This window comes from Lysobacter auxotrophicus (assembly GCF_027924565.1).
Taxonomy (GTDB): Bacteria; Pseudomonadota; Gammaproteobacteria; order Xanthomonadales; family Xanthomonadaceae; genus Lysobacter_J; species Lysobacter_J auxotrophicus.
The window spans coordinates 2,567,140-2,584,824 of the sequence record NZ_AP027041.1; the positions used below are offsets into that span (position 1 = coordinate 2,567,140).

Here is a 17,685-nt window from a genome sequence, read left to right on the forward strand (position 1 = left end):
ACCATGAGAACGCTCGCCTTCGCGCTCGTCTGCGGCACGCTGCTCGCCCTCCTCGCGCCGTCCGCGCCCGCGCAATCGCGCAAGCAGCCCACGGCGCAGGTCGAAGTATCCAAAGGCGCGAGCACGCTCCCCGGATCGACCTACGCCTGGGTGCCGATGCCCGCGCGACTGCAGGCCGAACTCGACAAGCGCGCGCAGGATCCCGCCTTCCGCACGCGCCTCCAGGCGTCGCTCGACAAGGCGCTGCAGGCCAAGGGCTATCGCCGCATCGACGATGTGCGCAAGGCCGACCTGGCCGTCGCCTACCGTGTCGGCGTGCAGGACGTGCAGCAGACCAGCGTCACCGAGCGCATGCAGCAGGGCGGCGTGGTGCGCGAAAGCGCCATGGAATGCGGCCCGTACGGCTGCTCGCAGATCCTGTCGAAGGGCGCCGAGGGCGTGCCGACGTTCAAGGTGCACACCGTCGATACGGTCGAGGGTGGCCTGCAGGTCGAAGTGATCCAGCCCGCCGACATCCGCGTGCTGTGGCGCGCGCTCTACCGCGGTTCGATCAAGGCGAAGGACTCGGGCAAGTTGAACCTCGACGCCGTCGCCACGCAGACGCTCGCGTCGCTGCCGCGCGCACCGGCGAAGTAACGTCGACGGAACGCGGACGACGCATCACGCGTCGTCCGCCGCCTTCTTCTCGTTCTCCGTCGCCTTCTCCACGATCTCCTCGTAGAGCTGCACCAGCTGCGCGCCGAGCGCGTGGAACTCCGGATTGCGCGCGACGAAGTGCTGCCCGTCCTGCGCGTCTTCCAGCGATTCCTTCATGAAGGCGATATCCGCATCGCTCATGCGCTCGCCCGCATCGACGCGCTGCTTCAGCGCCATCGCGCGCGGCAGGCGGAACTTCACCAGGCGATCGAGCAGGGCCTGCAACGTCGCCGTGTCGTCGGTCGGATGTGCCATGGAAGCCGCCTCGCTCGCGGGGTGCGCCATTGTGCGCCCGCTGCGGCGAGTGCGGCTTCACATGCGATTCACCGCGCCGGCGTCGCGCCCTTAGCCTCGAACGGCGCCACCATCGCCTTCAACAGGCTGCGCTGGTCGTCGTCGCCGGTGATCTCCCACATGAAGACGCCCCGCAGCCCGCGCTCCTTCGCCAGCTGCGAGCGCAGCGCGATGGATTTCGCGTCCTCGTAGCTGACGAAGATGTTCTCGTCGGCATTGAACAGGTACGGCGTCTGCGCGACGTCGTGCCAATGCTGGACCCACCGGGGATCCTTCAGCAGCTTGGACTGGATGTCGCGCCAGTCGCCGGCGGCATAGGGCTCGGTGTACGGCTGGTACAGGCCGTTGTTCGCGGCCCGCTTCACGCGGAAGCCGCGACCGTAGAACGGCACGCCCAGCACCAGCTTGTCGGCCGGCACGCCATGCTGCAGGTAGAAATCCACCGCGCCTTCGACGTTGTTCGCGCGGCGAAGCTCCGGCGGCAGCGGATCCTGCGGCACTTCGCGCAGCGGCGCGTTGAACGTGGACACGCTCGAGAACGCGGTGCCCATGTCGTAACTCATGAGGTTGACGAAATCGAGCACCTCGCCCAGCGCCTTGAGGTCGTAGCTCTTCGCCGGATCGTAGGGTCCAGCCGACTGCATGCGACCGGCCGGCAGTGCCGCGGTCAGCAGGTATGCCTGCCCGCGCTGCTTCGCCTTCGCGTCGAGCTGGCGGCGGAATTCCTTCGCCAGCAGCGTTGCGTTTTCGCGATCCTCCGGCCGCGCGGCGATTTCCTTCGGCCCGCCGTACACCGGGAATTCCCAGTCCAGATCCACGCCGTCGAAGCTGCCGCGATGCGTATCGAAGAACATCGCCAAGCACGAGGACACGAAGCGCTTCCGGCTCTCGTCCGTCAACGCCGCATCGGAGAAACCGCCCGCTTCCCAGCCGCCGATCGAAATGATGCTGCGCAGCTTCGGATGCTGCTTCTTCAGCGCGGCCAGCTCGCCAAAACGCGCCGGCGCGTCGGCGTCCACCACGCAGCGGCCGTCCTCGATGCGCGCGAAGGCGTAGAACAGGTGCGTGACGGTGTCGGCGGGAATGTTCGACACGGGATACCGCGCGGCGTTTCCGCCCGGGTAATACGCGCCGATGATCGGTTCGGCGGCGAACACCGGCGCGGCGAAGGCGGACAGGACGATGGCGGCGGCGGCGAGGCGTTGGCGAAGCATGCAGGCGTCTCGTTGGGGGTGACGAACGATACCGCAACGAGCCGACTGCACGCTTCGCTGCAGGTTCGGCGAAACGCGCCTACGTCAGCGTCACCGCCCTGCCCGTCCGCGCCGACTCGTAGATCGCCTGCATGATGCGCACGTCGCGCAGGCCTTCCTCGCCCGGGACTTTCGTGGGGCGGTTCTCGAGGATGCATCGGGCGAAATCGTCCATTTCCGCGGCGAACAGGTCGATCTCCGGGAAGCGGATTTCCTTGCCGTCGCTGCGACGCCCGTGGTTGCCGTCGTAGAAGAATGCCGGGTCGAGCTCGAACCAGCCGCGCTCGGCGTTCACCCGCAGGTTCTGGATGCGCCCGGCCTGGTAGCTGGTGCTGCAGTACGCGACGACCCCGCTCGGGAACTTCGTCGTCCACACCATGGTTTGGTCGACCTGCGCGAACTTCATCGGGTCGGTCTTCGTCTCGATCGCCGACACCAGCACGGGTTCTTCGCCGGTGAGGTAACGCGTGGCCTGCAGCGCGTAGATGCCCACGTCCATCAGCGCGCCGCCACCGGCGAGGTCGCGCTTGAGGCGCCACTGCGTCGGATCGCCCACGTCGATCGCAAAGCCCGTCTGCACGATCGTCGGCTTGCCGAACACTTCCTCGCGCACCAGTCGGATGCATTCCAGATGATGCGGGTCGTACTGGCAGCGGTACGCCGTGCCGAGCAGGCGGCCCGCGCTGCGGCAGGCGTCGATCATCGACTGGCAGCGTTCGACCGAGATTTCCAGCGGCTTCTCGCAGAACACGTGCTTGCCGGCTTTCGCCGCGGCGATGGTGTGCGGCGCGTGCAACGCGTTGGGCGTCACGACGTAGACGATGTCGATGTCCGGGTTGTCGGCCATGCGATGCATCGTGTCGTACGAGTACACGCTGCCGTCGGCGATGCCGTACTTCGCCTGCCACGCCGCCGCCTTCGCCGGCGTGCCGGTGACGATGCCTGCGATCCGGCAGTGCTGCGTCTTCATCAGCGCCGGCGCGATCTGGTTCTCGCTCAGTCGTCCCAGCCCGCAGATCGCGACGCCGAGTTTGCGCGACTGCCGCGATTTATCGCGCGTGGCGCTGGTGCTGATGAACGGCGCGGCGGCCAGCGCGATGGCGGTTTCGGCGAGGAACCTGCGGCGATGCGGATTGGGCATGGTGGCGTCTCGAGGGGTCGACCGGTCATGCGATGCGATGGAATTACGGATGCGCCAGCGCGTACTCCAGCGCGGCGCAAACGGCGGTGGCCTGCGCGGTGTTGCACTGTTCCGGCGTCGCGCGCGGGCTGTCGGGATAGACCTCGGTCGTGGTCTTGTAGCGCGCGTCGGTGATGCCGGCGCACAGCCCAAGCTTGCGCAGCGAATACTCGATCACGCCCGGCGCCACCACCGGCGAGCCGATGATGCGGCCCTGCGCGTCCGCCGGCGCGATGTGCGTGACCTTCGATACCGCGTCGATCACGGCCTTCTGGAATTCCGGCTGCGGGTTCTCGCTGTCGTCCACGAGGTAGAAGCCGTCGGGAATGCCATCGGGTTCGAACGGCTTGCCATCGCGCGCGGCGAGCGCCGGGCGGAACTCGGACTCGTCGGTGTCGGTGGTTTCGTGCAGGTCGATGTGCACCAGCACGCGATCGCGCACCGGCGCGACCAGCTTCATCAGCGCCGCCGATTCCTGCGCGGGGCTGTCGTCGCGAAAGGAACGGTTCGGGTCGATGGCGTTCGCATTCCAGCGATGGATGCGCTCGTACGCCCACGGACTCACGCACGGCGCGACCAGCAGGTTCACGCGGCCGGCGAAATCGGCCGCATGCTCGCGCACGAACTGCAACGCGCCATGTACGCCGCTGGTTTCGTAGCCGTGCACGCCGCCGGTGACGAGCGCGACCGGCAAGGCGTCGTTCCAGTCGCGGCTGCGGATGGCAAGCAGCGCAAAGCGTTCGTCGCCGTATTCCACGGTGCCGTATTCGACGACGTCGAACGTCGAGCGCAATCCGTCCACCGCGGCGACCACTTCGTCGGCATAACTGCGACGGCGCACCTGCGAGGCGAGCCACTGCGCTTTCTCCGCCGCGCCCCAGGGCGTGCCGGAGGTGCCAATGGGATACGGGGCCGTGTGGTTCATGCGCGATGCTCGGTGCTTGGGGTGAACGCGGACTCTAGCATCGGGACATTCGCCATGCCGCATGCGCAACGCCCGCCATACGGCGGGCGCGGCGTCGGCAATATGGCAGCGCCCTACGGTGCGTCCGGCACCTCGCACGACCAGACGGAGCTGGCGATCCACTGGTTCGCGCGCGTGAGGTGGTTGTAGACCTCCTCGATCGGCTCGCCGCCCTGCGCGCTGCACCTGGATACGGCATCGGCGCGTGCGGCTTCGAGCGCGATGCCCGGGTCGTAGCTGATGCCCGAGCCGGACACGTGCGTGATGGCCGCCATGGCCGCGCCCGATGCGAGCAGCGCGAGCGACATCACGCTGATGGTGGCTGACTTCCTCATGTCGATCTCCTGTGTTCGTGGTGAACGCAGGCATTTCGAGGTGAGCGATGGCGCGGCGAGAGTGAAGAAGGGGTAAGACGGGCGTAAAGGTGGCTGACGGGTGTTGCGGGGCGTGACGTGCGTCGCGTTGTTTGCAGCGCGGGCCCGTACGCACCACCCGGATGCGATTCGCTTACCCGGGCTACAGGCGCGAATCCGTCAGCCGCGCCAGTTCGCGTGCGTGCGCCAGAACGCCACGCTGCGCAGGTACGCGTCGCGGTCCAGCCGCACGCCGGAGCCGCCTTCTTCCACGCCGAGCGCGTTGCGCATGATGGTGATGGGCGCCATCGGTGTTTCCTCCGGCTCGGCGGTATACATGCAGCCGACGACGCCCCAGTCGGCGTCGATGTCGGTACCTTCCTTGGCCAGTTGCTCGCGGCTGTAGAGGATGACGATGAGGTATTCGGCCACGGGCGGTTCCAAGCCTTCGAACCAGCGCACCAGCACGGGGAGCTCATCGCGCGTGCGCGCGTCGTAGTCGGTCCGCAGCAGGTGCCGGTTCGCGTCGGTGATCGGCACCGCCAGGCACTTGGTCGACGTCCAGTTGCGATGCACGTGCAGCTTGCAGAACGGCGCGTAGCCGTCGAGCACTTTCAGCGGCGGCACGTCGTTGAGATGGCGTTCGAACTGCTCCGGCGTGCAGTCCTGGATCGTGTTGCGCCGCGGCTCGCGCGGGAACAGGCGTGGGCGGGCGAAGTCGGTAAGGACGATGGTCATGGGGCGAGGCGAGTGCGCGAAAGCGGCATTATTCCGCGATGGCGCGCGTTTCGCCCAGCGTGCGCGAGGCGACGCTCAGAGCTTCATCCCCAGCCAGATCACCGTCTGCGTGGCGCACGACACGATGGGCCGCAGCACGCGATACAGCACGCCGCGCTGGTCCACATGCGTCGCGGCCTGGTCGTGGTGCGCGCGTTCCTCTTCGGCGATGGCGTTGATGGCGTCCACCGCGGCCGCGTCCACGCCGCGCAACAGGACCAACTGGTGCTCCAGATGACGGAGCACGACGCTCTCGACGGCGACCGTCGTGGCCGATATCGCCGCTTTGCCAAGCACGCCGGTCATCAATCCCAGCGTCAGTCCGCCGAGGCCGCACAGCCAGTAGCCGCGACAGCGCCGGCGTCCGCACGTGGCGAGTTCGGCGCCGAAGATCTCGCGATGACGCCGCTCGTGCGATCGGAACTCGATCAGCTCCGCCACGAGTTCCGGCGCCAGCAGCCGCGCCATCGCGATCTGGCCGGTGTAGATCGAGATGGCGCCGAATTCGCCCGCATGGTTGACCTTGAGGATGCGGCTGCCCAGGTCGGTGATGCTCACCCGTTCTTCCACCAGTTCCATCAGGCGTCACCCATCGCGGCGCCGCGCAGCCTGCCCGCCGCGGAGGCGTAGATGCCGCCCGCGATGAGGAAGCAACCGGCGTAGATCGCCGCCTGCGTGAACCCCGAGCCGAGCCACAACGCGACGATCGGCACGGTCGACAGGAACAGCGCGAACAACAGCAGGAAGCGTTGCATCAGCGGTTCGTAATGTGCCGCCTGCCACTGCGGCCAGCGGCGCGCGAAGGCGAAGGCGTCCGCGTCAGCGGGCGCGAGTCGCTGCGCGATGCTCGCCTCGACGCGCGCGATGTGCGAGAGGTAGTACTGCACCAGCGCCTGCTTGGCGAGCGTTCGCGTGCCGACGATGGCGATGAAGAACAGGATGGCGACGAAGCCCGTCAGCGGCGCCCATCGGCCGAGCGCGGCCGCGGGAAACTGCGCCGACACCGGCACCCACGCGGCCATCGCGCCGGTCGAGAACAACAGCCCGAAATCCTCGAACGAACTGCGCGAATAGCTGTCGCACTTGTCGCCCAGGTAGGTGTACTGCCGCAACAGGTCGGGCGGTACGTCGATGGGCGTTGCTTCCCTTATCGATTGCGTAGGTTGCGATTCCCCTTGCCCTGCTCCGTCCATGACGCCCCCTGCGCTTGGTCGTGAGTGGATGTGCCCGACGTTCACAGCTCCGGAGTGGAGTCGGCGATGACCTTCATCGCTTCCTCCGCTCTGCGCTGTTGTTCGCGGTTGGATCTGGCTGGCGGTTGTTGCGTCGTCCGAGCGCAGTGGTCGATCCAGGTGCCTGACGGCGCATCCACGACCTCCCTACAAGGATCGACTTGACTGCCTGTCACCTGGACGGCTGCGACACCGTCTGGGGCGTCGCCGCGCGAACCGGCACCACCGTGGCACGCGGTACCGTCGGGGCGAGCGTGCTCTGTAGCGTCCGCACGATGTACTGCGTCATGAACGCCATGAACGCAAGAAAGACCAGCGCAGCTGCGATCTTCACCGCGAACATGGCCATGAGGCTGCGCGCGCCGGCGCGTCGCCCCCGCCCCGCAGTGCCGTAACGAATGCGATCCTCGGCAGCCGACAGCAGGCGCTCCCCGACGCGTCGCGCAACGGCGGCGGGCATGCCATCGGTCGCACCGATGCGGACCTCGAACGCCGGCGCGGGCTCGCGGATCGGCCCGAGCATCATCCGTAATTCGTCGCCATCGATCAGTTGCACATGCCCGAGCTTCTGCGCGGCCTCGATGGCGGCCTTCGTGAACTCGCCGCTGTTCGCGAGGATCGCGCCGGTTGCGCCGTGATTCACCATCAGCCCAAGCAGCTCATGCACGGCGTTGTGCGGCACCTTCATCGCGTTCCAGTGCTTGCACTGGACGATGACGAACTGCTCGCCGCGGCGAAGCTTCAGGTCGATGCCGCCGTCGGTTTTCGCCGCCGTGGCGCCCGTGCCGACGTGTTCGACGTCGTAGCCCTCGCTGCGGTAGTACGAGGCGAGCAGCGCTTCGAGCTGATCCCAGCCGACGCGCGAGAGGGCGTCGCTGCGGCGGTTCCTGACGGGCTTCAGCATGCGGCCTCCGCGATCAGTGCGAACGTGCTCGCCAGCCAATCGCGGCGCTGCGCGGCCGATTCCTGCAGCACGTCGCACGATATCGGCAGCGCCGCGCGACCGAAACATCGCGGGCTGCTGCAGCGCATGATCGGCACCCACGCACGCACGACTATCTGCCCGCGGGTCGCACAGGCGTCTGCGTAGACCGCGCCTTCAGTTCTTCCTCGAGTTCCTGTGCGCGGACCACCGTTCGCCGATCGAAACTTTTCTGCGGGTCGGCCAGGACCTTCACCTGCTCCAGCGCCGCCAACGCGGCATCGGCATCGTGCGGGGCCAACGCCCGCGCGCGGGTGAGCCAGGCCGATGCGGAGTTCGCGAACTCCGTCACCAGATCGTGCGTACAGGCATCCGCTTCCTTCGGCATCATCGGAGTCAGGAACGTCTGGCAATACCGGAGCATCGCCTCGCCGCGCGAATCGCCCTCCATCGCGCGCCGGTAGTAATCGCGCGCGGCCGCACTCGTTTCCGTCACGCGGGCGATGTCCCCCATCAGCAGGAGGAACCTGGGTTCGTCCGGTTCCTTCTGCAGGGCGATGCGCATGTCCGAACGCGCCCAGTCGTAATCGCGGAAGTGGTCGGTCATCAGGCCGGCGCGCGCATAGCGGTTCCACGCGTCGTTCGGCTCGAATCGCAGCGCCTGCGAGTAATACACGACCGCCAGCCAGTGCTGGCGGATGTCCCAGTAGCCACTGCCGGCATCGGCCAACAGCGTCGGGTTCGGCCCCATGTTCGCGGCGGCCACCAGCGTCTGGACTACCTCACCGTGGCTGTCCGCCGCAGACGCCTCGTACCCCGCCGCATCACCGAGGAAAACGCCGAGCGCCGGGTTGTGCTCCGTGCGCGAGGCAGCGAAGGCGACCGCGCGCTCCAGCGCCTCGTGCGACCCGCTCCATCGCGGCTCGGCCGCGCGGATCAGTTCGCCTTCGACGAAGTACGAGTCGGGATCGGTCTTCCGACAGTGCGTGGCCGCGAACGTCTCCAGTGCATCCGAGCTCTGGCGCCCGATGGCGTTGAGCCGGGTGCAGGCAGGGGTGAGGCGCGGTTCGATTTCCAGCACCTGCGTGAGCAGCGGGATGGCCTGGGCGAAATAGCCGTGCATGCGCTCCAGTTGCCTGGGCGACGTCCGGGAGGCGACCGCGGTGCCGCGCTCGCTCCACCCGGCCGCGGCGAAGTGCGCACCGGCCGCCAACTTCGCGAATGCGCTTTCCGGCGCTGCCTGCAGCCAGCGCTGCGAGATTTCGCCGGCGCGCGGCCTTTTGTCGAACACGCGCACCGCGATGAAGATCTGGTCGCGCTGGGCGGGATCGCGATAGTGCGCATCCAGCAGCCCCGCGAACCCGCTTTCCAGCGCGGCCACGCCCGCAGGAGTGGCGAGCAGCGAGTCGATCTTGTCGAGCGTCAGCGCCGGCGCGCGCAACATCGCGCAACGGCCCTGCGCCGCGCCAGCAAGCCACTGGTTGCCGGGCAGGTCCGGATGCGCGTTGCAGCGCGCCTCCTCGTCCGGCATCGCGTCTGCGAGCCGGACCTGCGCGATGTAATCCGCGAACTCCGCTGGCGGCGCGACAGGCGTCGGCACGGTGGGCGGCGGCGGTGGCATGGCGTGCGTTGGCTGGAACAGCATCGCGCTCCCCAGCGCGACGCCTGCGACGGCAATCCGGATCCCTGGCATGTTTTCTCCCCTTTGTGCCAGCAACGCTAGCGCAGTTGGGGAGCGGTGGACAGGGGTGGTCGCCGGGCGTGCGGACGGCCCGGCGATCGCTCGCGCTGGCGCGCGCCGCCGCGGTTTTCAGGCGCCGCGGGCAGCCGCGGCGCCATGCGTCGGTGTTCCTTGTGCCGTCACCCGCCGTCGCGCGGAGTAGCGGCGAAATGCCCCGTGCGCTACGCCTTGCGCGCGTGCCACGCCTTGAGCAGTGCCGCTTCCTGCTCGCGCGTGATGCCGGCGCGCAGGGTCGCCTGGCGTTCGGCGGGCTGGCTGCGGAACCAGGCCATCAGGTCGGTCACGGTGGTTTCGAGCGGGCGATACGTCAGGCCCGCCTGGATCGCGCGCGCGTTGCTCACCGCGCCATAGCCGGCGAACGGGCCCGCCTTGCGCGACACCCAGATGGGCAGTTCGGCAACCTTCTGTTCTTCCAGGAACTCGGGCGTGACGTGGGTGTACTTGGGCTTCCCGCCCGTGGCGCGCTCGCACGCGCGCAGCATGCCGTCCATGGTCAGCGGCTTCTCCGGGCCGACGGCGTTGAACGTGCCGAGCGTGCCCGCTTCGGCAAGGCGGATCATCCATTCGCCCAGGTCGCGACCGTCGATGACCTGCACCGGATCGGCGCCGTCGCCGGGCACCAGCATTTCGCCGCCCTGCGCGACGCGATGCGGCCAGTAAGTGAAGCGGTCGGTCTCGTCGCGCGGGCCGACGATGTAGCCGGGCCGCACGATCGTCACGCGCTCGCCGAACTGCTTGCGCGCCTCGGCCTCGCTCAGCGCCTTCAGCGGGCCGTAGAGGTTTTCGATGTCGGCGCGCAGCGAGTCCTGCGTCTCGGCCATCGCGTCACGGCCCTTGTAGACGGCGAGCGCGTCGTCCTCGTCGATGCCCGGCGTGCTGCCGTCGGCGTACACGGAGATGGTCGAGATGAAGAGGTAGTGCCCGACATTGCCAGCCAGCACCTTGCCGGCGTCGCGCACCCAGAACGGCAGGCTGGTCGGGTTGTCGATGCACACGTCCCACTTGCGACCGGCCAGCGACTTGAGGTCGCCCGTGTTGCGGTCGCCGAACAGCTGCTCCACCTCGCCCGGCCACTCCGGCGACGGCCGCTTGCCGCGGTTGAACAGCGTCACCTTGTGCCCGCGCGCGAGTGCGTAGTTCACCTGGAACGGCCCGGTGAACCCGGTGCCGCCGAGGATGAGGATGTCCAGCGGCTTCTTCGCGCGGCCCACGGGTTTGGCCTTCTCGTCCGCGAGCGCGAACGACGGAAGCGTCGCGGCAGCGGCGGCAAGCGCACTGAACTTGAGCAGGTCACGGCGGGTCGTCATCGGATGGCTCCTGGTTGGGCGGGCGGCCCGCCGGGCGGCAGGCGTTCTGTCACGTTCATATGACTTTAGACGTGCGTGGCGCCAAGGCGGCAATGTCGATAGTCACGGGGGGCGCTGACGGCCCGCCTCCGCGAGAAGGCGGCGAATCGTGCCTTTCTACGCGTAGCCATGGCGTGGACCCATCAGTTCCGCATGCACGTGCATCGATAATCGAAGGGGTAAGCTCAGGCCGCGAACTGCCAGCACATAGGAGCGTCACGATGCGCTACCACATGGCCCCGCTGCACATCGATACCGATTTTGATATTCGATTTGAGACGTACAAGTACGGAAATATTCCCATCGACAGTGTCGAATGCGTTCATTGCGGTTTCCGCGCACTCGAATACATCGGCGACGAGGAGAGATGGCCAATCGGCTATCAGCAGTTTGCCGAGCACCACGAGGCCAATGCCGACTACCTGCGACGCGAGGGCTTCACAAATGCTGAGCCCCATCTAAGGCTTCGCGGTGAGATGTCAGCCAGAACGTCGGCGCTTCACATCTGCCCGATGTGCGGTTGGTGGGTAGCGATAGATAAGGCAATCCTCCTTGCTGCCGGTTCCCAGGCTTGGTTGCTGTACCTGGTCTGCGCCTCGATCCTCATGGAGCTGGACACTAGTGACATCGATCAGCCTTTGACAGAAGTCAGGAAATTCCTACGCAGGCGATACGAATCAAGGTACTTGTTGAATCCTCGGGTCTACGAAGAAACAGTAGCGAGCGTTTTCAGAGACATCGGGTTCAGGTCCGAGGTGACGGCGTACACCAATGATGGAGGCATCGATGTAGTTCTGTATGGCTGCGACGACAGGAAGATCGGAGTGCAAGTAAAACGACAGCGGCGCTCGATAGAGGTGGAGCAGGTAAGAGCATTTCTGGGCGCGCTCACGCTGGGCGGCTTTGCGCACGGGCTCTTCGTGTCCACATCACCGTTTCAACGCGGCGCGGTGCACGCATCCGAGCAATCGACACGCGGCCACATTCCAATCGAGCTCGTCGAACCGAACTGGCGCGCTCGCCGCCTTCCTTCTTTACCGCCCAGCCGTCCTTGTGCGGCGCCACGTGGATGTCCTTCTTCGTCATGTCTCAACTCCCGTAAACGCCCCCCGACGACCCGTGGGCCGTCCTTAGGATCACGCTGATGCGTCGCATGAGGGTGCACTTGCAGCCCGCAATGCGGGAGAAGAAGTCGCCGGTGCGTCCGCCACTGCGTGGGGACTTTCGCGCTCCACTCTCGGAGCTAGTCGAATCCAGCGTTCCATCGCCCGTTCGGCTGTAACGAGCGTGTCGTGACGTGCCAGGCAATAGAATGCCGCGCCGACAAAGAGAACAACATACAGCCAGACGACCCAGGACGTGAGCGCCCCACTTTTCGCGCCGAGCGCGAGATACGCTGCACATGCGAGATGAAACTTAGCTCGGCAACGAACCTCCAACGAAAGGACGGTTGCATTGTTTGATATAGCATTCACAACTAAATGCGCATCCTTCATCGCCACGGGAGTGTCGCACGGCGGGAGAGTTGCGATCGCGTTGACGACTCCAGCTTGATGGACCGCATTCAACGAAACATAACGAAGCAGCCCTTTCGACGCCATGCTGGCGAGCCAGGCCGTTCCAAAACGTGACGCATGCCTTCGCCACTCATCCTTCAATGTCGGACAGCAAACCAGTCTGACGCTCCTATGCGAGAGGGCTAGCAGCGCACTCCGGCAGACTGACGATGCACCAGATCCACTTTCACCTGAGGCGCGCACAACACACGCATCAACTGTGAAGTTCATAGTTGCTCTTCAGACAGAGACTGGCCATGGACTTCGGCAACGGCGTCCAAATAGGCCGTATCTGCGGCCAAACTGACCTCGTCAAAGTCAGCGGGCCAACTACCGACCGAACCATCCTTATCGAGTGTTTTCGAATCGACACGAGTTGCGCCACCCTCATTTCGAGAGAACCAGTTCAATACAACTTGATCGGATTCAATACGCCCCTGAGCGACCAGAGTTTGCACGCCTCTAATCAGAATCGCGCTATGCGTTTCCATGATCACCTGAACGCCCCTCACAATGGCATGCTGAATTACCTCGGCAAGCCGATATTGCGACGCTGGATGTAGGTGGAGCTCAGGCTGCTCAACGTAGACAATCTGTCCGGGACGTGCGACGAGTAGAGCAACCAAGAATGGTAATACTTGCGAAACACCTAAGCCGACGTCTGCGATACTTACTCGATCATCGATCGCGCTTACACCAGCTACTCGACTGACTTCAATTGCGACACGCGTATCCAGCTCTTCGGTAGCGCTCACGCCGGGGTTTAAACCGACTTGGGCTAGATTTTGGTTTAGCTGGCGCAGTTCCACGGCACCCTTTGCCTGCCAGGACTGAATAACGCTGGCGACATAATTGTCGAAAGTACCAGGGAAACTGCTACCTACGGCCGTTGTTTTATATGTACGCTCCGGATTCCCTCGCAGCCCCGGGATATGTATAAGCGATTTAAGCGCTTCCGCAACGAACGAAGCGATATCGATATCAACGTTCGGCTTATTGCTTGCATCGCCTCCTTCAATGTCAACGGACAGCCCTATGAAGCAGCGATCTCGGACCGTACCGAACGTTGGCTTCTTTGTTCGACTGATCTGAGACCACGCGCGCACCATGTTGTTTAGCTTCGACAGCGCCTGTATCTCATCGCTCTTGACGCTTAGGGAAACCCCCTCCTTAAGGGCCACGCCTTTGTCGTTAGGCCGACGCGGATTGCCAAGCGTTTGTTCGAAAAGCGCGAATCCTCTTGGAGCCTTCTTGAACAACGCAGAGTACATAGGTGCACCGCGCAGCCCAACAACGACGCCCACCCTGTCCTCGCCTGCGGTTCTTTGCCTAGCAAGGACCTGATCAGCAGAGGTAATGCGGACGTTCGGCCCCTCGAGCAAGAGTGGGCCTGGATCGAATGGGCACTCCAAGGTTTGTTTCATGAGGAGAAGCGGCTGCATGAGCGACGACTTACCGGAACTGTTAGCGCCGGCAAGAATGGTCAAGCTCCCAAAGGATACTGACTTTGTTCCATAGAACGATTTGAATCCATGCAACCCAACGACTTGAAGCATCACTCCTCCGTTTGACTCAAGCAGAGTTGCCAGTTCCGGTTACATATTCCGCCGATACTCCCCACCCACGTCATAAAGCGCATGGCTGATCTGCCCAAGGCTATGCGTCTTCACCGCCTCCATCAAACTGGCAAACACATTCCGCCGCTCCCGCGCCGTCGCCTGTAGCGCCTTCAACCCTTCCGGCGCATAGCCGTTGCGGTTGCCCTGGTAGCCGGCGACGTTGTCGATCTGCTGGCCCTTTTCGCCTTCGGTGGAGCGGATCAGTTCGATCTCGGTGACGATGTCGCCGCCGTGGTCCTTCGGGAGGAAGGTGTTCACGCCGATCAGCGGCAGCGTGCCGTCGTGCTTCTTGTGCTCGTAGTACAGGCTCTCTTCCTGGATCTTGCCGCGCTGGTACATGGTGTCCATGGCGCCCAGCACGCCGCCGCGCTCGCTGATGGCTTCGAACTCCTTGTAGACCGCTTCTTCGACGATGTCGGTGAGCTTGTCGACGATGAAGCTGCCCTGCCAGGGGTTCTCGTTGAAGTTGAGCCCCAGTTCCTTGTTGATGATCATCTGGATGGCGACGGCGCGGCGCACGCTTTCTTCGGTCGGCGTGGTGATGGCTTCGTCGTACGCATTGGTGTGCAGGCTGTTGCAGTTGTCGAACAGCGCGTACAACGCCTGCAGCGTGGTGCGGATGTCGTTGAACTGGATTTCCTGCGCGTGCAGCGAACGGCCGCTGGTCTGGATGTGGTACTTCATCATCTGGCTGCGCGCGGACGCGCCGTAGCGTTCGCGCATCGCACGCGCCCAGATGCGACGGGCGACGCGGCCAATCACCGTGTATTCCGGGTCCATGCCGTTTGAGAAGAAGAACGACAGGTTTGGCGCGAAGTCGTCGATCTTCATGCCGCGCGCGAGGTAGTACTCGACGATGGTGAAGCCGTTGCTCAGCGTGAAGGCGAGCTGGCTGATCGGGTTCGCGCCGGCTTCGGCGATGTGGTAACCGCTGATGGACACCGAGTAGAAATTGCGGACGTTCTTGTCCACGAAGTACTGCTGGATGTCGCCCATCATGCGCAGGGCGAACTCGGTGCTGAAGATGCAGGTGTTCTGCGCCTGGTCTTCTTTCAGGATGTCGGCCTGCACGGTGCCGCGCACGGTCGCCAGCGTCTGCGCCTTGATGTTGGCGTAGGTCTCGGCGTCGATGATCTGATCGCCCGTCACGCCCAGCAGGCCGAGGCCGAGGCCGTCGTTGCCTTCGGGCAGCATGCCGCTGTATTCGGGGCGCTTGCGGCCTTCGAACAGCGCGTCGATTTTTTCGTGCGCGTCCGTCCAGCGCGCGTCATCGCTTCGCAGGTATTTCTCGACCTGCTGGTCGATGGCGGTGTTCATGAACATCGCCAGGATGATCGGCGCCGGGCCGTTGATGGTCATCGACACCGAGGTGCTCGGCGCGCACAGGTCGAAGCCGGAATACAGCTTCTTCATGTCGTCCAGCGTGGCGATGTTGACGCCGGAGTTGCCGATCTTGCCGTAGATGTCCGGGCGCACGGCGGGGTCTTCGCCGTAGAGCGTGACGCTGTCGAACGCGGTGGAAAGACGCGCGGCCGGCTGGCCGACGGACAGGTAATGGAAGCGGCGGTTAGTGCGCTCCGGCGTGCCTTCGCCGGCGAACATGCGGATGGGATCCTCGCCAGTGCGGCGGTACGGATACACGCCGCCGGTGTACGGGTAGTAGCCCGGCAGGTTTTCCTTCTGCAGGAACGTCAGCAGCTCGCCCCAGCTCTTGTAGGTGGGCGCGGCGATCTTCGGGATCTTCTGGTGGCTCAGCGATTCGCGGTAGTTCTCGACGCGAATGGTCTTGTCGCGCACCTGATATTCGTTGACTTCGTCGGTGATCGACTTCAGGCGTGCGGGCCACTCGCGCAGGAGCTTGAGCGCCTCGGACGTGAGCGACTGCACGGCGTCGTTGTAGCGCTGGCGCAGCGTGAGCAGCGTCTTGTCGCCGCCGCTGGTGAGGGCATCTGCCGCGTACAGATCGAGCGCCTTCGGCAGCGCGTCGTCGCCGAGGCCATTGAGCGACTGCCAGTAGCTCTGCGCGCGATCGGCGATTTCCGCCTGCGTTTCGATCTGCGCGTTGATGCCGCGACCCTGCTCGGCGATTTCAGCCAGATACCGCACGCGGCTGCCCGGAATCAGCACCGTGGCGCGCGGTTCCTTCAGCGAGGTGTCGATCTGCGGCGTCCACTTTTCGGCCGGCAGCGACAGCTTGTCGCGCAGCAGGCGGCACAGGTTGGCGAACATCCAGCTGATGCCGGGGTCGTTGAACTGGCTGGCGATGGTCGGATAGACCGGGACGTCCTCGTCCTTGGTCTGGAAGGCGACGCGGTTGCGCTTCCATTGCTTGCGCACGTCGCGCAGCGCGTCTTCGGCGCCGCGCTTGTCGAACTTGTTCAGCACGACGAGCTCGGCGAAGTCGAGCATGTCGATCTTCTCCAGCTGGCTCGGCGCGCCGAAGTCGCTGGTCATGACGTACATCGGGAAATCGACGAGGTCGACGATTTCCGAATCCGACTGGCCGATGCCGGCGGTTTCCACGATGACCAGGTCGTAGCCCAGGCCCTTGAGGAAGCCGATGCAGTCCTTCAGCACGGTGTTGGTGGCGGCGTGCTGGCGGCGCGTGGCCATCGAACGCATGTACACGCGCTTGCTGCGCAGCGAATTCATGCGGATGCGGTCGCCCAGCAGCGCGCCACCGGTGCGGCGGCGCGTGGGATCGACGGAGATCACGGCGATGCGCATCTCCGGGAAGCTGGCGAGGAAGCGGTTGAGCAGTTCGTCGGTGACCGACGACTTGCCGGCGCCGCCGGTGCCGGTGATGCCGATGACGGGCGTCTTGCCGCCGGCGAGCTGCCACTGCTTGCGCAGGTGCGTGAGCTGGGCCTCGTCGAACACGCCCTCCTCGATGGCGCTGAGCGTGTGGCCGATGCTGATCTCGTCGTCGATGTCGGCCGACTTGTCGGGATGCTGCGCGGCCTTGCGGGCATCGCCGGCACGACGCACGACGTCCTCGATCATCGCCACCAGCCCCATGTGCATGCCGTCGTTGGGGTGGTAGATGCGCTCCACGCCGTAGGCCTGGAGTTCGCGGATCTCTTCCGGCGTGATCGTGCCGCCGCCGCCGCCGAACACGCGGATGTGGCCGGCGCCGCGTTCTTTCAGCATGTCGACCATGTACTTGAAGTACTCGACGTGGCCGCCCTGGTAGGACGACAGGGCGATGCCGTCGGCGTCTTCCTGCAGCGCGGCGCGGACGACGTCCTCGACCGAGCGGTTGTGGCCGAGGTGGATGACTTCCGCCCCCTGCCCCTGGATCAGGCGCCGCATGATGTTGATGGCGGCGTCGTGCCCGTCGAACAGGCTGGCGGCGGTGACGAACCGCAGCGGCGTGGTCTCGGAGGCGGCTTCGGGGAGGTTGCTGGCGGGGGTGCTCATTGCGCTCAGATACGGAAACGATCGAATCCGTATTGTAGCCCGAGGGGGATTAGGGGCTTGTTGTGCGGCGCGGGATTGACGGGCGTGGCGTTTGGCCTTTGTAGCCCGGGTAAGCGCCAGCGCACCCGGGGTCGCCGGCCACCTACCCCGGGTGCGCTTCGCTTACCCGGGCTACAGGAGCTCGTCATCCCGGCGAAGGCCGGGATCCAGGCGGTCACGCGTTCATACGAATCACTCGCGGCTTTCGAAGCTGCGGGCCTGGGTCCCGGCCTTCGCCGGGATGACGCTGGTTCATGGACACGACGCCGCCCGCATGCCGGCACGTCGCGATC

At 65.3% G+C, this 17,685-nt stretch carries 16 protein-coding genes; 2 read left to right on the plus strand and 14 right to left on the minus strand.

What is annotated here, in order from left to right; genetic code table 11:
* The first annotated feature begins 3 nt into the window (after nt 1-3).
* A complete protein-coding gene (locus LA521A_RS11525; protein ID WP_281779048.1) occupies nt 4-636 on the plus strand; it encodes a DUF4136 domain-containing protein in 633 nt (210 codons plus the stop codon).
* Between the two features lie 24 nt (nt 637-660).
* Here LA521A_RS11525 and LA521A_RS11530 read toward each other — a convergent pair whose 3' ends face one another.
* From LA521A_RS11530 to LA521A_RS11585, 12 genes are all read right to left on the minus strand, one after another.
* The gene (locus tag LA521A_RS11530) at nt 661-951 is read right to left on the minus strand and encodes a hypothetical protein (protein WP_281779049.1); all 291 of its coding nucleotides are present in this window, start codon (nt 949-951) and stop codon (nt 661-663) included.
* Between the two features lie 68 nt (nt 952-1,019).
* A complete protein-coding gene (locus LA521A_RS11535) occupies nt 1,020-2,204 on the minus strand; it encodes a glycoside hydrolase family 18 protein (RefSeq protein WP_281779050.1) in 1,185 nt (394 codons plus the stop codon).
* A gap of 79 nt (nt 2,205-2,283) precedes the next feature.
* Nucleotides 2,284-3,384 carry a Gfo/Idh/MocA family protein gene (locus LA521A_RS11540; RefSeq protein WP_281779051.1) on the minus strand — a complete coding sequence of 367 codons (1,101 nt, stop codon included), beginning with the start codon at nt 3,382-3,384 and terminating at the stop codon, nt 2,284-2,286.
* A 43-nt stretch (nt 3,385-3,427) separates the two neighbouring features.
* Nucleotides 3,428-4,348: a M14 family metallopeptidase gene (locus LA521A_RS11545; protein ID WP_281779052.1), complete on the minus strand. Its 921-nt coding sequence runs from the start codon at nt 4,346-4,348 to the stop codon at nt 3,428-3,430.
* A gap of 113 nt (nt 4,349-4,461) precedes the next feature.
* Complete coding sequence (locus LA521A_RS11550; RefSeq protein WP_281779053.1) at nt 4,462-4,722, minus strand: hypothetical protein; 261 nt, start codon at nt 4,720-4,722, stop codon at nt 4,462-4,464.
* A 198-nt stretch (nt 4,723-4,920) separates the two neighbouring features.
* Nucleotides 4,921-5,478, minus strand: a complete 558-nt coding sequence (locus LA521A_RS11555) for a DUF3228 family protein (RefSeq protein WP_281779054.1) — start codon at nt 5,476-5,478, stop codon at nt 4,921-4,923.
* A 75-nt stretch (nt 5,479-5,553) separates the two neighbouring features.
* The gene (locus LA521A_RS11560; RefSeq protein ID WP_281779055.1) at nt 5,554-6,096 is read right to left on the minus strand and encodes a demethoxyubiquinone hydroxylase family protein; all 543 of its coding nucleotides are present in this window, start codon (nt 6,094-6,096) and stop codon (nt 5,554-5,556) included.
* Nucleotides 6,096-6,629: a hypothetical protein gene (locus tag LA521A_RS11565; RefSeq protein ID WP_281779056.1), complete on the minus strand. Its 534-nt coding sequence runs from the start codon at nt 6,627-6,629 to the stop codon at nt 6,096-6,098. Before LA521A_RS11565 ends, LA521A_RS11560 begins: the two co-directional genes overlap by 1 nt.
* Before the next feature lie 292 nt (nt 6,630-6,921).
* Nucleotides 6,922-7,653, minus strand: coding sequence for a restriction endonuclease (locus LA521A_RS11570; RefSeq protein WP_281779057.1), 732 nt, complete (start codon nt 7,651-7,653; stop codon nt 6,922-6,924).
* On the minus strand, nt 7,647-7,781 hold the full coding sequence (locus LA521A_RS11575) for a hypothetical protein (RefSeq protein WP_281779058.1): 135 nt from the start codon (nt 7,779-7,781) through the stop codon (nt 7,647-7,649). Before LA521A_RS11575 ends, LA521A_RS11570 begins: the two co-directional genes overlap by 7 nt.
* Nucleotides 7,782-7,804: 23 nt before the next feature.
* Nucleotides 7,805-9,364, minus strand: a complete 1,560-nt coding sequence (locus LA521A_RS11580) for a tetratricopeptide repeat protein (protein WP_281779059.1) — start codon at nt 9,362-9,364, stop codon at nt 7,805-7,807.
* 209 nt (nt 9,365-9,573) lie between these two features.
* Nucleotides 9,574-10,719 carry an SDR family oxidoreductase gene (locus LA521A_RS11585; protein WP_281779060.1) on the minus strand — a complete coding sequence of 382 codons (1,146 nt, stop codon included), beginning with the start codon at nt 10,717-10,719 and terminating at the stop codon, nt 9,574-9,576.
* Between the two features lie 260 nt (nt 10,720-10,979).
* Between LA521A_RS11585 and LA521A_RS11590 the strand changes: the two genes are divergently transcribed.
* Nucleotides 10,980-11,903, plus strand: coding sequence for a restriction endonuclease (locus LA521A_RS11590; protein WP_281779061.1), 924 nt, complete (start codon nt 10,980-10,982; stop codon nt 11,901-11,903).
* Between the two features lie 638 nt (nt 11,904-12,541).
* Here LA521A_RS11590 and LA521A_RS11595 read toward each other — a convergent pair.
* Nucleotides 12,542-13,870, minus strand: a complete 1,329-nt coding sequence (locus LA521A_RS11595; RefSeq protein ID WP_281779062.1) for an AAA family ATPase — start codon at nt 13,868-13,870, stop codon at nt 12,542-12,544.
* Nucleotides 13,871-13,909: 39 nt separating this feature from the next.
* Entirely contained in the window at nt 13,910-17,353 is a 3,444-nt protein-coding gene (locus LA521A_RS11600; protein ID WP_281779063.1) for a methylmalonyl-CoA mutase family protein, read from the minus strand.
* Nucleotides 17,354-17,685: the final 332 nt, after the last annotated feature.

Bases quoted from the DNA above. Each gene is read 5' to 3' on its own strand.
- LA521A_RS11555 (WP_281779054.1), bottom strand. From the start codon at position 5,478: ATGACCATCGTCCTTACCGACTTCGCCCGCCCACGCCTGTTCCCGCGC.
- LA521A_RS11535 (WP_281779050.1), bottom strand. From the start codon at position 2,204: ATGCTTCGCCAACGCCTCGCCGCCGCCGCCATCGTCCTGTCCGCCTTC.
- LA521A_RS11590 (WP_281779061.1), top strand. From the start codon at position 10,980: ATGCGCTACCACATGGCCCCGCTGCACATCGATACCGATTTTGATATT.
- LA521A_RS11580 (WP_281779059.1), bottom strand. From the start codon at position 9,364: ATGCCAGGGATCCGGATTGCCGTCGCAGGCGTCGCGCTGGGGAGCGCG.
- LA521A_RS11585 (WP_281779060.1), bottom strand. From the start codon at position 10,719: ATGACGACCCGCCGTGACCTGCTCAAGTTCAGTGCGCTTGCCGCCGCT.
- LA521A_RS11545 (WP_281779052.1), bottom strand. From the start codon at position 4,348: ATGAACCACACGGCCCCGTATCCCATTGGCACCTCCGGCACGCCCTGG.
- LA521A_RS11550 (WP_281779053.1), bottom strand. From the start codon at position 4,722: ATGAGGAAGTCAGCCACCATCAGCGTGATGTCGCTCGCGCTGCTCGCA.
- LA521A_RS11525 (WP_281779048.1), top strand. From the start codon at position 4: ATGAGAACGCTCGCCTTCGCGCTCGTCTGCGGCACGCTGCTCGCCCTC.
- LA521A_RS11570 (WP_281779057.1), bottom strand. From the start codon at position 7,653: ATGCTGAAGCCCGTCAGGAACCGCCGCAGCGACGCCCTCTCGCGCGTC.
- LA521A_RS11600 (WP_281779063.1), bottom strand. From the start codon at position 17,353: ATGAGCACCCCCGCCAGCAACCTCCCCGAAGCCGCCTCCGAGACCACG.
- LA521A_RS11540 (WP_281779051.1), bottom strand. From the start codon at position 3,384: ATGCCCAATCCGCATCGCCGCAGGTTCCTCGCCGAAACCGCCATCGCG.
- LA521A_RS11530 (WP_281779049.1), bottom strand. From the start codon at position 951: ATGGCACATCCGACCGACGACACGGCGACGTTGCAGGCCCTGCTCGAT.
- LA521A_RS11575 (WP_281779058.1), bottom strand. From the start codon at position 7,781: ATGCGCTGCAGCAGCCCGCGATGTTTCGGTCGCGCGGCGCTGCCGATA.
- LA521A_RS11595 (WP_281779062.1), bottom strand. From the start codon at position 13,870: ATGCTTCAAGTCGTTGGGTTGCATGGATTCAAATCGTTCTATGGAACA.
- LA521A_RS11560 (WP_281779055.1), bottom strand. From the start codon at position 6,096: ATGGAACTGGTGGAAGAACGGGTGAGCATCACCGACCTGGGCAGCCGC.